This window comes from Pinibacter aurantiacus (genome assembly GCF_019130065.1).
In the GTDB taxonomy this organism is placed as follows: Bacteria; Bacteroidota; Bacteroidia; order Chitinophagales; family Chitinophagaceae; genus Pinibacter; species Pinibacter aurantiacus.
On record NZ_JAHSPG010000015.1, the window covers coordinates 249,370 to 261,980 of the forward strand.

At 40.9% G+C, this 12,611-nt stretch carries 11 protein-coding genes; 8 read left to right on the forward strand and 3 right to left on the reverse strand.

Going from position 1 to position 12,611, the window contains the following annotated elements; all coding sequences use genetic code 11:
* Window positions 1-54: 54 nt before the first annotated feature.
* Entirely contained in the window at window positions 55-1,638 is a 1,584-nt protein-coding gene (locus tag KTO63_RS19475) for an NAD(P)/FAD-dependent oxidoreductase (protein WP_217793457.1), read from the reverse strand.
* Between the two features lie 1,013 nt (window positions 1,639-2,651).
* Here KTO63_RS19475 and dnaA point away from each other — a divergent pair.
* The 3 genes from dnaA (at window position 2,652) to KTO63_RS19490 (ending at window position 6,037) form a co-directional block, all read left to right on the forward strand.
* Window positions 2,652-4,091, forward strand: coding sequence for a chromosomal replication initiator protein DnaA (gene dnaA / locus KTO63_RS19480; RefSeq protein ID WP_217793458.1), 1,440 nt, complete (start codon window positions 2,652-2,654; stop codon window positions 4,089-4,091).
* Between the two features lie 295 nt (window positions 4,092-4,386).
* On the forward strand, window positions 4,387-4,911 hold the full coding sequence (locus tag KTO63_RS19485) for a hypothetical protein (protein WP_217793459.1): 525 nt from the start codon (window positions 4,387-4,389) through the stop codon (window positions 4,909-4,911).
* A 79-nt stretch (window positions 4,912-4,990) separates the two neighbouring features.
* Window positions 4,991-6,037, forward strand: a complete 1,047-nt coding sequence (locus KTO63_RS19490) for a patatin-like phospholipase family protein (RefSeq protein WP_217793460.1) — start codon at window positions 4,991-4,993, stop codon at window positions 6,035-6,037.
* Window positions 6,038-6,274: 237 nt separating this feature from the next.
* On the opposite strand, the gene KTO63_RS19495 is transcribed toward KTO63_RS19490, so the two are convergent.
* Both KTO63_RS19495 and KTO63_RS19500 read right to left on the reverse strand, forming a co-directional pair.
* On the reverse strand, window positions 6,275-6,829 hold the full coding sequence (locus KTO63_RS19495) for an NADPH-dependent FMN reductase (protein ID WP_217793461.1): 555 nt from the start codon (window positions 6,827-6,829) through the stop codon (window positions 6,275-6,277).
* A 179-nt stretch (window positions 6,830-7,008) separates the two neighbouring features.
* Window positions 7,009-7,158: a hypothetical protein gene (locus KTO63_RS19500; protein WP_217793462.1), complete on the reverse strand. Its 150-nt coding sequence runs from the start codon at window positions 7,156-7,158 to the stop codon at window positions 7,009-7,011.
* Between the two features lie 227 nt (window positions 7,159-7,385).
* Here KTO63_RS19500 and KTO63_RS19505 point away from each other — a divergent pair, with 227 nt between their 5' ends.
* The 5 genes from KTO63_RS19505 (at window position 7,386) to KTO63_RS19525 (ending at window position 12,595) form a co-directional block, all read left to right on the forward strand.
* The gene (locus tag KTO63_RS19505; protein WP_217793464.1) at window positions 7,386-8,867 is read left to right on the forward strand and encodes a TolC family protein; all 1,482 of its coding nucleotides are present in this window, start codon (window positions 7,386-7,388) and stop codon (window positions 8,865-8,867) included.
* A 20-nt stretch (window positions 8,868-8,887) separates the two neighbouring features.
* Window positions 8,888-9,880 (forward strand): HlyD family secretion protein, encoded by a 993-nt coding sequence (locus KTO63_RS19510; RefSeq protein WP_217793465.1) that lies wholly within the window; start codon window positions 8,888-8,890, stop codon window positions 9,878-9,880.
* 31 nt (window positions 9,881-9,911) lie between these two features.
* Window positions 9,912-11,075 carry an ABC transporter permease gene (locus KTO63_RS19515; RefSeq protein WP_217793466.1) on the forward strand — a complete coding sequence of 388 codons (1,164 nt, stop codon included), beginning with the start codon at window positions 9,912-9,914 and terminating at the stop codon, window positions 11,073-11,075.
* Entirely contained in the window at window positions 11,072-12,238 is a 1,167-nt protein-coding gene (locus KTO63_RS19520) for an ABC transporter permease (RefSeq protein WP_217793467.1), read from the forward strand. The genes KTO63_RS19515 and KTO63_RS19520 overlap by 4 nt, the downstream gene beginning before the upstream one ends.
* A gap of 63 nt (window positions 12,239-12,301) precedes the next feature.
* A complete protein-coding gene (locus tag KTO63_RS19525) occupies window positions 12,302-12,595 on the forward strand; it encodes a hypothetical protein (protein WP_217793468.1) in 294 nt (97 codons plus the stop codon).
* Window positions 12,596-12,611 lie beyond the last annotated feature (16 nt).

Consider the following 12,611-nt stretch of genomic DNA (forward strand, 5'->3'; position numbering starts at 1 on the left):
CACACGAAGAGAGCTGCATTCACTCGCTATGCCACACATTTTAATTATTAATTATTAATTATTAATTGCCATCAAAATGGCCTCAGCTACTCTCTCCCCATCCATCGCGGCGCTTACAATGCCTCCGGCATAACCGGCACCCTCACCCGCAGGATAGAGATTCTTTATTTGTGGATGTTGAAGATCGGTTTTGTTGCGTGGGATACGCACCGGTGAAGACGTTCTTGATTCCGTGGCAACCACCACTGCATCATTTGTAAAATAGCCTGGCATCTTTTTGCCGAAGGCGATAAAACCTTCACTTAGCCCTTTGTATACAAAAGGAGGCAATACTTCTTTCAGGGATGCAGAATGTAGTCCGGGCAAATAAGAACAATCCGGAAGTGTGGCAGATAATTTATTCTTTGAAAAATCAGCCATGCGTTGCGCAGGCGCAACTAAAGCGCCACCTCCCGCTTTGTATGCTTTTTGTTCCACCATCTGCTGGAAATACATAGCGGCAAGTGGGCTGTTTACGTCATGTTGCTTTGCAAATTCTTTTGAAGCAGCAATGTCTGCTATTTCAACAGAAACCACCATTCCGGAATTGGCAAATGGATTGTTACGCTTTGAAGGGCTCCATCCGTTTACCACAATTTCGTTGTGATCTGTTGCGGCAGGTGCAATAATGCCGCCAGGGCACATACAAAATGAAAACACACCTCTCCCCTCCACCTGCTGCACCAAACTATAAGAAGCGGGTGGTAAAAAATCACCACGCAAAGCGCAATGGTATTGAATGCTGTCAATAAGTTCCTGCGGATGTTCGATACGAACGCCCAATGCAAAAGGTTTCTGCTCGATCAATATTTTTTTCCGGTCAAGCAATTGAAAGATATCTCTGGCTGAGTGACCAGTGGCAAGTATCACGGCCTTCCCTTCGAATGTATCGCCCACAGCAGTCTTCACTCCTGTTATTATATTACCACCAACAATGAAATCCGATACCTTTTGCTCAAACAAAAATATTCCTCCTGCATCTTTGATTGCCTCGCGGATAGCAGTGATGATGTGTGGCAATTTGTTGGTTCCAATATGCGGATGCGCCTGGTACAAGATCTTTTCATCAGCGCCATATTGTACAAGAATATTGAGAATACGATCTATGTCCCCGCGTTTGCTGCTGCGTGTATATAACTTTCCATCGCTATATGTTCCGGCACCGCCTTCGCCAAAACAATAATTGCTTTCAGGATTTACAATGCCTTCCTTGTTCATGGCCGCAAGATCGCGTCTGCGTGCACGAACATCTTTTCCTCTTTCCAGGATGATGGGTTGAATGCCCTGTTCGATGAGTTTCAATGCCGCAAATAGCCCGCAAGGACCTGCTCCTATCACTATGACCTTATCTGAAGCGGATGCAACATTTCTCAGTTCAATCTTTTTTACCATACGTTCCTGGAAAGGTTCGTTGATAAACGCATGAACAGTAAGGTTGCACCACACTTTCCGGCTGCGTGCGTCCAGCGATTGTTTCATGATGTGAAACCCATTTATCTGAGATAATGGCTTTCCTGTTTCGCCCGCAATATATTCCTTGATAATCTGATCATCCGCCGCTTCGGATGGCAGCAATTTTATGGAGATGGTTTTCTGCATTGTAGTTGTTAGGTTTTTATCCTAAAAGTGAGGCAAAGGTACATTAATGACTGAATAACTGAGTAACTGAATAACTGAATGGTCGATGTTGTAAGAGACCTCGTATTCAGGGCACTCAGTTATTCAGTTACTCAGTTATTCAGTTCTACAGTCGTTCAGGTATTATTTTAAAACAAAAATCTTTCTTATAAACTTTCAGTTTGAAAGACTGTTATGAAGCAAGAAGTTTTAGTATATGACAAACAGGGAGGCAGATTTTGTGACTTTCTGAAAACAAAAAAAGTCGGCAATTTTTTTCCGCAAAAAAATTTGATTCAGATCAAGCGTTTTTCACGCATTATACACATTATCAAAAGCTATCATAATTTGTTGTGAATAAAAAAAACATTTCGCGTGTTTTCCACATTTTTTTATGCACAAAATTTAAATTTTGGAATAAGTATTGCTTCCTTTTTTTATTTAATCTATCTTACTAAAATGATTAAGCAACACGAAAAATCTCTGCATAAATTTATCATCCCTAAAAAAGATTTTATGAAAACGTCTTTGCCATACAGTTCAAAAAACGTAAATCATATTCACTTCCATCACTGCCTTTTACTTCAGAGAAAATTTTCACTAATTACCTCGACGGTTTTCTAAAACACTTTACCATCAACTACTCTAAAAGAAAGTTTGTTTTTTAACAAGGGAAAATTTCTTTTTTAAAGAAATAAAAAACTTTGAAAGCCTGCCCGGATACTATGCTTTTTTTTGACAGGAACCATTAAAGCAACTGGGTATTTTTCAGGATTTTTTTTCGACTCTATCAAAAGAAAAAAAATAAAATTTGTTTTGATGCCAATCTGTAGTTACTGGAACAAAAACAAGGGAATAAAAAATTTTTTTTTCAACAAATTCTTTTGATATTCGCTCCCCTGCAAAACTTTTTTTGGACTCAATTAAAATCCTTTTTTAAGAAAAACTGAGAGAGAAATTTTATTCTTTATCAACTTAAATGTTACAATACTGCAATGGTTAAAGCTGACGAATTAGATAAAGTTTGGAGTAATTGTCTTGATATAATAAAAGATATTGTAGAGTGGCAGCATTTTAATACATGGTTCGAGCCTATCAGCCCGGTAGAGTTGAGGAATAATGTTTTGGTGATCCAGGTACCTAGTCAATTCTTTTATGAATATTTAGAAGAACACTATGTTACCCTGCTTGGCAAAACATTAAGAAGAGTTCTTGGCAAAGAGGCCCGCCTGGAGTATCGCATCATGGTTGATAGTGGCAATCATAAAAACAAGCCATTAACTATGGACGTGCCGGCACATGGATACAAGACATTTTCAAATAACGAAATGGATTTCCCGTTGGTTATAAACAACCCGGTGAAAAATCCGTTTGTTATTCCCGGTCTGAAAAAAATGCAGATCGACCCTCAGCTGAATCCTATTTATACCTTTGACGCTTTTGTGGAAGGTGATAGCAATCGTGTAGCGAGAAGAGCGGGTAAAACGGTAGCTGAGAAACCAGGAGCCAATTCATTTAACCCACTTGTTATATATGGTGGCGTAGGTTTGGGGAAAACACACCTTGCCCAGGCCATAGGAAATGAGGTAAAAAGACTACACCCTAATAAAGTGGTGTTATATGTAAGCTCAGAAAAATTCATCAACCAGTTTATTGATCACAGTCGCAATAATGCCATCAACGATTTTATACATTTCTATCAACTGATAGACGTATTGATCCTTGACGACGTTCAGTTCTTCATGCGTGCAGAAAAGTCACAGGATGCGTTCTTCGCCATCTTCAACCACCTGCACCAATCCGGCAAGCAACTGATCTTAACTTCTGACAAACCACCAAAAGATCTGGATGGTGTGCAGGAAAGATTATTGAGCCGTTTCCGCTGGGGACTTAGCGCAGACCTTCAAGTGCCTGACTACGAGACCCGCATTGAGATACTGGAAAGAAAGATGAAGAATGACGGTCTGGACATGCCTAAAGAGGTGGTAAAATACCTTGCTTATAATATTAACAGCAATGTTCGTGAACTGGAAGGTGCGTTGATCTCTCTTTTGGCACAATCTTCGCTTAACAGAAGGGAAATTGATTTAGACTTGGCAAAGAAAGTGTTGAGAAATTTTGTTAAAACCTCATCCAAGGAAATCACGATCGAAGCCATTCAGAAAATGGTTTGTGATTTTTACGACGTCCCTTACGACAAGCTTTTACAAAAGACGCGTAAACGTGAGATCGTACAGGCGCGACAGATCACTATGTACCTTGCGAAGGCTTTTACAAAGAACTCTCTGAAAACAATAGGCGAACATTTCGGCGGACGCGACCATACTACGGTAATTCACAGCTGCCAAACAGTAAAGGACCTGATGGATACCGACGGGCTATTCCGTGAAAACGTAATGGAACTTCAACAGAAAGTTCAGCTTGCAGCCATGTAAACTAACACACCCCTCATACCAACGTATTGTAAAACCCGGATTTTGTCCGGGTTTTATGTTTTCTTCCCTTTTACATCTTACGACTACGAGTTTATTGCGAACGCATAAGGCTGAACGCTTAAAGCTGAACGCGGGATTCTCTATTGTCCAGTTGTTGGTTGTTAGTTGATAGTTGTTAGGCTTTATACGCAGTTTTCCTTCTAACAACTAACAACTATTTCCGCTGCAGAGTTTTACACTTCAGTAAACCAGCGTTATGCGTTTTGCGTTAAGCTTTAAGCTTTAACACTAGCATATGAACAAACACCTTTCCCTTGCATTGTGCCTGTTGCTCTCCTTTTCGGTTACGCATGCACAAATAACAGAATTCAAAAAAGGCTGGACAACAGAACTGAGGTTGCAAAGTGGCATGGCTACTAATTTTGATGGCAATAGCCCGGATATGTTCACCGGAGGTCTGTTGCTCACAGAGCATGTAACAGCCGTACCCGGCAAATTAAAAGCCGGCGCCGTTGCCGGAGGCATATACTACAATAAAAAATTACAGGGCCTGTTTGGGCCCGAAGTCCTTTTCAAGATCAAGGATTTTAATGCTGGAGAAATGGGCAGTATCGGCAATTTGCATTTATCAGCCAACTGGTTGTTTGGCACAGAGCATGAACAACTTGTTGGCGGCGGTATTCATGTAAGCGCCTTAAACCTGCTCACCATCGGTGTAACTGCACACAGGGATTACAACTTAAACAGTTGGTGGTTCCAGTGTGTCGTTTCAGTAAGGATAAGTAAAATTAAAAAGATAGAAGAACCATTTAATAAATGACTTTGCCAGGCTTCACCATTGTCTGATAAGCTTACACCGGGAACATTTTCAAATCTTCAAATTTTCAAATTAATAAGTTATGCCAAAAGCATTGGTCATTAGCGGAGGAGGTTCAAAAGGCGCATTTGCAGTAGGCGCCATCAAGCAACTGCATCAGCAATTCTCTACTTTTCATTTTGATATTGTTGTTGGAACCAGCACCGGTTCATTGATTGCACCTCTTGCAGCAACAGAAGAATTTGATCTGCTCGAAGAATTATATACCACACAAACCACCCAGAATATTGTGTTGAAAGATAACCTGGGCAACAGGCTCAATCAACATTCCATATTCGACGCAAACCCACTGTGGAACCTGATTACACACTACTTCACAGATGACTTGTACAACAAGATTATGAATGGCAATAAACAGATTTACATCAACACAACCTGTTTGCAAACCGGCGACATTACAGTATATACAAACAACCAAAACCCGGCGCCCTCCGATACTTACATTGTTCGTACATTTCAAAGTGCAGATCATTTTAGAAGAGCAATAATGGCTTCCGCATGTCAACCTGTGTTCATGCCGCCGATCCAAATTAATAAACAAGTTCCCGGTGAAGCACATCCGGAATATCAATACGTAGATGGCGGTGTGAGAGAATATGCCGGTGTTGAAATGGCTATTGACAATGGCGCCACACTCATTTTTACTATCCTGCTTTCTGCAGAAACCTTTCCTCCAACGCCCGGAGAATTTCAAACATTGTTTCCTATTCTGGAACAAACGCTTGACATCTTTACCATGGATGTTGGTAAAAATGACATCATCATACCGCAACTATACAACAAGGGCCTTCTATACATTAATGCTGTAAAAAATAAAATGAAAAGCGCAGGTATTGACCAGGCAACGATTGATGGTTATTTCAACATTACATTACCCGACAATCCTTTCAAAAATAAAGTGCCCTTAAAGCTTTACATCATAAGGCCAAAAGAGCCGTTGAATGGCGGCCCGGGAGGCCTTGTATTCGATCCTGACACAATGAAGCAAATGCTGGCAACAGGACAGTCGCTAACAGGAGAGTTTCTCGCGTCACTGCCTCCTTCGGAGACTGGAGAATGGTTGGTTTGAGTAAGTTGAGAGTTGAGAGTGGAGAGTGGAGAGTGGAGAGTTGAGAGTTGTCGATGGAACTCATGATTTGAAATTTAATGGCACACGGATGACACGGATTAGACGGATTTACACGGATATTTTGCTGGTTGTGCCGTCAACTTTCAAAATTTGACACCAAGGAAAACATCGACTAATGGTTTTGAAATTACACAGAAAGCATTCTTAATTCTTAATTCTTAATTGCTTCCCTATTAATTATTCTTTATTAATTATTAATTTCTTCAAATTCTCCAGCTGTTTCCTGATAAGCACCTTCGCGCTCTCATCTGTAAACTCGCCATTGTCGTTAAACTTTGAAGGAGCTTGTGCAATCAACACTTCAGGTTTATAAACAGGCTTCATGTTGAGAAATTGAAACACCGCATGAAAGGCCAATTGCATACGAACTGTTCCCCACATGCCGGTGGTTGCACCCATTACAGAAACGGGCATGTTTAGCAAAGGTGCATCTGCTCCGCGAGAAGCCCAGTCAATCGCATTCTTCAGGCCGCCAGGTATAGAGTAATTATATTCCGGCGAAACGATCACCAATCCATCTGCCTTTGCAAGTGCATTTCTAAATGTTACTACAGACGCTGGTCTTTCTGCAGCTGCAGGCACATCCAAATCAGCATTGTATAAGGGAAGATCAATAGAAAGAATCTCCATTGTTGTGTCTTCCGGCAATAGCGTAGAAACCGTATGAAGCAATTTGGTATTGTAAGAACCCTTACGCAAACTCCCTGAAATTCCTGCAAAATGTACAGCCATTAGTTTTGATTTTATTGTTTGATAAGATAATCATTTAAGTATGAATTAAGAATTGGGAATTAAGAATTAAGAATTCATCCTGTGCCGCATTTGGGTTTTCAATCATAAACCGTATGATGGCTCAGTCAACAATTCTTAATTCTTAATTCCTAATTCTTAATTGTTAATTATTAATTGAATCAGTGTCTCTTAAAATACTGCACTTCCTTCTCATGTTTCTTCGCTGCCTCGAGGCTGTCAAATGTGCCTAAGTTTCTACGCTTATTTGTCTTTGGGTCCTTCTTCCTCGAATACAAACGATACTCACCGGATTTCAATTTGCGTATCATAATGCTGCATTTTAATTGTGAAATAATATATAACCAGTGCATTAAAAAATTGTTCCCAAACAAAGCCGGAAGCAGAATGAATTAAGAATTAAGAATTCTTTCTGTGCAGCATTAAGTTTGCTGACAAACGGGATAACAGCTCAGTCAACAATTCTTAATTCCTAATTCTTAATTCTTAATTCTTAATTCCCCATTAAACATTCTACTTTCCTGATTGTTAACCCTTCATGTTACATCAACTACTACATGAAATTGGTTATCGCGGGAGACAGTTGCAATGGGTAATTGTTGTGTGCCTCTGTGGTTTACAGGCTAAAACGCAAACCAATAGAACAACCTTGAATGACTGCTTTGTGATTGCGCAGAAGAACAATGTGCTGATCAGCCAGGCGAAAACATCTTTGCTGGCAAGACAATATTCAATGCAGGCAGAGAAGCAGTCGTATTTACCCAAAGTTGACCTGCTGGCGAGTTACAGCTACTTGAGCAAACCCCTGGAAATTAATCTGCAAACGGTTAGAGACGGCATTATCACGGGTTCGTCTCTGCAAGCAGTTAACACGGCGAACCAGGTATATAAAGAGATAACAGGGCAGAACATTTCCTCCGATGCGGCACAAAGAATTGAAAGCACTTCACGCACGATCATCAACGCGGCTTATCCAAATTACAATCCACCGCTTAGCAAGCAATCGTATTTCCTGGCAGGCCTCGGCGTTCGCCAACCCATTTATCTTGGCAACAAATTAAGAACAGTGCAGGATGTTGCAACAGCAGAATTCCATGCGGGACAAGTCAATCTCGACCTTGTTCAAAAGGATATAAAGTTTGCCATCGCATTGCAATATATACGGATCATGTACCTCAATGCCATTTTACAAAAGGAAAACACTATCGTATCGTCATTACAAAAAAATGACAACTACGCCAATGAAATGGTGAAGGAACAAATACTTCCGCCCTATCAGCGTAACTGGGCGAAAGTAGCGCTGATACAGGGAAAAACGCGGCTAAGCAATCAACAACTCGAAAAACAAAATGCATTGGTAGAACTAAACAAATTGCTTGGCGCGCCACTCGATTCAGTCATCATTATAACAGACACACTGATATACAAGCCAACAAAAATAGATACGGTCAACAATGAATTTTATCAAACGAATCCCGGTTATCAGTTTGTAAACAGTAAAAGCGCACTGGCAGAAGCAACATTGAAAGGCAGCAAATCTTTTTCACTGCCAAATATATTCGCAGTGGGCAATCTTAATCTCTATCAAAATGATTTGCCGGTAACCATTCCGCCGTGGTTTGTAGGTGTGGAAATGCAATGGACCATCTTCAATGGAACGCAAACAATTAAACGTGTGAAAGCCGCGCAGCAACTATTAGAAGAATCAAAGCTTGCAACAGAAAACGCCAAGTCACTTTTAGAGATGCAGTTGAAAGTAGCCATCAATAAAATGCAGTCTTTGCAAAATGATGTGGCAGCGCTGGACAGCGCAAGACAGGAAGCCAACACAACTTTTTCGTTAATTGAAGAAAGAATGCGCAACAATCTTTCTTCACCCAAAGATGTAAACGATGCATTGTTGATTAAAGAAGAAATTGAAAAGGCTTACTATACTGCTGTACTCGGCTACTATCTCGCAATGGCAGAGTATTTTAACATTGTAGGAACGCCGGAAAAAATATCAGCATACTTACAATAACACATTCTAAATAAAATTGAATGAGCAAATTCTTAAAAAATTATTGGGCACTTTTTATACCGCTGATCATTCTGATTGTTGCGTTGATCTTTTTGGTGAAACGTCCGAAGGCAAAGGAAGACAACACCGTGATCGGTATGGTAGATGCAGACTTCCTTGATGTTGCCGCAGAGTTTCCCGGCAGGCTCGACAGCCTCATGGTGAAGCAGGGCGATACCGTAAAGAAAGGACAATTGCTGGGCGTATTAAGAACCAATGAGATTGACGCCATCCGTAATCAGACGCTATCTGCCATTGACGCGGCAAAAAGTCAATTGGCATTATTGCAAAAAGGCGCAAGACCTGAAGTGATCAAATCAGCTGCCAACGTGTATTCCATTGCGCAGGAGCAGTATGACCTCGCTTCAAAAACCTACGAGCGCATGAACAATCTCTACCAAAAAGATGTGATCTCGGGTGAAGAAAAAGATATCATCTATTTCAAATTGCAAGCGGCAAAAAAGGAAATGGAAACAGCAAAGCTCAACTGGGATCTGTTACAAAAAGGCACTCAACCAGAACTGATACAAGCAGCAACAGCGGTGCTAAAGCAAGCAGAGCAAGGCTATGAACTAACAAAATCATTGACAGACAACACAAGAGTGACGGCGCCTGCAGATGGCATCATTTCAACCCTCGTGATACACGAAGGTGAAATTGTTTCGATTGGCTACCCGATGATCACTTTGCAAAAACACGATTCCTATTTTGTACGCTTCAACATTCGGCAGGATAAAATAAAGGGACTGCAACAAAACAGCAGGGTATCAATTAAAATTCCCGGTGCAGAACCGGAGGCATTTGATGCAGTGGTATCGCGCATTGCGCCGTCGTTGGAGTTTGCCAATTGGGTGCCTACAAAGGAACGTGGACAGTTTGAATTAAGAACATTCACCATTGAATGCAAACCGGTCAATGTAGCGAACATTAAAGGTTTAAGACCCGGCATGACCGCGTCGATGCAGCTACCATAGTCATCTAGCTATCATTTCAAACACACTATTATTGAACACCATTTTTAAAATAACATTTCGTGAATGGAAGCGTATTTTTTCGCTCCCGGCACATTATTGGGTGTTGATTGTGATTCCGCCATTGCTCTTTTTCCTCTACGCTTATATTTATGAAAAACAAAAAGCTGAAAAGTTACCCGTTGCCATTTTTGATGAAGATCATTCTGCCATTTCACGCCAGTTGATTTTTTTAATGGAACAAACAGAAAGCATTCATTTCACTACCACTGTCAATAGCTACAAGGAGCTGCAAACCAATATGCGGGAAGGAAAGATAATGGCAGCGGTATATTTTCCACAGGGGCTTGAAAGAAATATCAAAAGCCGGAACCCTGCAACAGTAGGGTTTTACACGAATGCATCTTTTATGGTTACCGCCAAACTCATGTATAAAGATGCAGCCAACGTTTTGATCGCAGGAGGTTTAGGTGTTGTGTTACAAAAACTTGAAAAAAAGGGAATGCCCGCCGACAAAGCAATGGCACTCATTCAACCGATCAAACTCATTACGTATCCATTATACAACCCACAGTTCAATTACCAGGAGTATTTGGTGCCGGGTTTGATCACCGTTGCCATGCAAATGATCATCATTCTTATTGGCGTATTGCTGTTGAACTATGAATGGAAAACAAACACGATTCATGAATTGATGTTGATTGCAAATGGCTCTGCATCCAACATCATCATTGGTAAATTGATTGCGCATCTTGCAATTGCATGGTTGAATTTTATACTCATCGCTGGCATCATATTTCCCATTTTTGAGATCGGCAATTCAGAAGGAATGTTTTCATTTTTCGTTTTGTATACACTCTTAGCTATTGCTTGTCTCGGTGTTGGTTTTTTGCTGTCATCCATTTTTGCGGATGTGATGTTGTGTACAGACATTGCCATCTTCTATACCTCACCGGCATTCGTTTTCAGCGGCTATACTTTTCCAAGATGGGCCATGCCCTGGTATGATCAATACTATGCGCAAATCATGCCCTACGCTCCTTTTCTCGATGCGTTCATCAAAGTAAACAATATGCAGCTTCCACTTCGGTATGCACAACCTGAAATGCTAAAGTTGCTTTGCTTCATCATCATTACTTATCCACTGGCAATTATCTTTTTTCAAAAAAAATGCAATCAACTATATCGAACAGCATGAGTTTTCTATCCAACATATGGAACATTACAAAGCGTGAAACTGCAATGATTGCAAAGGATCACAGTCTCCTGCTTACACTGCTCATTGCTCCCATTGTGTATGCATTTTTTTACGGAAGCATTTATATCAACAAAGAAGAAACAGAAGTTAAACTCGCCGTTATCGATGCCGATCATAGTAGCTTATCGCGATTGCTGGCGGAGCAATTAAACAACACTCAAACGATTGATGTGATAAGTGCTGCATCTGTAGAAGATGCGCAAGAACTTATGAACGACGGCTATTGCCAGGGTTATTTGTATCTGGAAAAAGGAATGGAGAAGAAGGTTTTGTCCTTGCATCAATCGAAGGCACTGCTTGCGTTAAACGTTGGTCGCTTCTTACCATCAAGCGATATTTTAAGCGCAGTTACCGAAGTGAGCCTCACCGTGAGCGCCGGGGTTCGTTTGCAATATTTTCAAAAGAACGGCATGACGGAAGCCATTGCCATGCGCGAAACAATGCCTGTAAGCCTTGACTACAGGCCACTCTACAATGAGCGATCTAGTTACGGAGCCTTTCTGTTGCCCGGTTTGCTAATGCTCATTTTGCAACAGACATTACTCATCGGCCTTGCATGCAGCTTCGCAGGTGAGCGCGAAAAAAACACATTGCCTGAATTGCTGCAATTATCCAACCATCACTATTCACTTGCCGTTTGGGGAAAAGGATTTTTCTATTTTATACTTTTCGGATGTTATGCTTTCTTCTTCCTGAATGTAAACTTTACCATTTTGCATTTGCCCAACCGTGGCAATGAATGGCAACTTACCTTATTGCTCATGCTTTTCATTTGCTGTCTCATCAGTTTTGGTACATGGCTGGGCTCACTTTTCAGCACACAATTAATCGCTGCGCAAATAATGACATTCACCACTTACCCTATTTTTCTAATCACGGGTTATGTGTGGCCATTTGATAGTCTGCCGCCAGCTATTCAATGGCTATCCGCATTACTGCCAACAACACCGTTTTTAAAAGTCTATCTTTCCATTGTGCAGCAGGGAGGTTCGCTCACAGAAAATGCACCTGCTATTTTACACCTCATCATTTTATGGTTCCTCTACTCTGCCCTTGCCACCTTGAGAATACAGCGGCTCTCCAAAAAACTTTCATACGTTTAATGCAACTACTTAGGGTATAGAGTTGTCTAAAACTAAAAAGCGGGTTAAACCGTTAGTAATATTATGATGAAGAAATACCAGGTAAGCATAGACTTTTCGTGGGACGACGAATTTATGACACTTGTACCGGCGCATCGTACCTACATCAATTATCTCATTAACAAGGATATAGTTGAGTATTATGCCGTAAGCATGGAAAAAAGACGCACTTGGATCACCATCAATGCGGAGGATAAAGAGACTGTGGAAGCGTATCTCATAAAATCTCCCTTATATAAATACTGGACCTACGAGATCGACGAGCTTTTTGTGTTGGATGGCCATGGGTTCAGGCTGCCATCGCTACAGATGAATTAAAAATTAAAAAGTCAAA

Excerpts from the sequence above, each read along its gene's own strand:
- KTO63_RS19475 (WP_217793457.1), bottom strand. The coding sequence starts at position 1,638 with ATGCAGAAAACCATCTCCATAAAATTGCTGCCATCCGAAGCGGCGGAT.
- dnaA (WP_217793458.1), top strand. The coding sequence starts at position 2,652 with ATGGTTAAAGCTGACGAATTAGATAAAGTTTGGAGTAATTGTCTTGAT.
- KTO63_RS19485 (WP_217793459.1), top strand. The coding sequence starts at position 4,387 with ATGAACAAACACCTTTCCCTTGCATTGTGCCTGTTGCTCTCCTTTTCG.
- KTO63_RS19490 (WP_217793460.1), top strand. The coding sequence starts at position 4,991 with ATGCCAAAAGCATTGGTCATTAGCGGAGGAGGTTCAAAAGGCGCATTT.
- KTO63_RS19495 (WP_217793461.1), bottom strand. The coding sequence starts at position 6,829 with ATGGCTGTACATTTTGCAGGAATTTCAGGGAGTTTGCGTAAGGGTTCT.
- KTO63_RS19500 (WP_217793462.1), bottom strand. The coding sequence starts at position 7,158 with ATGATACGCAAATTGAAATCCGGTGAGTATCGTTTGTATTCGAGGAAG.
- KTO63_RS19505 (WP_217793464.1), top strand. The coding sequence starts at position 7,386 with ATGTTACATCAACTACTACATGAAATTGGTTATCGCGGGAGACAGTTG.
- KTO63_RS19510 (WP_217793465.1), top strand. The coding sequence starts at position 8,888 with ATGAGCAAATTCTTAAAAAATTATTGGGCACTTTTTATACCGCTGATC.
- KTO63_RS19520 (WP_217793467.1), top strand. The coding sequence starts at position 11,072 with ATGAGTTTTCTATCCAACATATGGAACATTACAAAGCGTGAAACTGCA.
- KTO63_RS19525 (WP_217793468.1), top strand. The coding sequence starts at position 12,302 with ATGATGAAGAAATACCAGGTAAGCATAGACTTTTCGTGGGACGACGAA.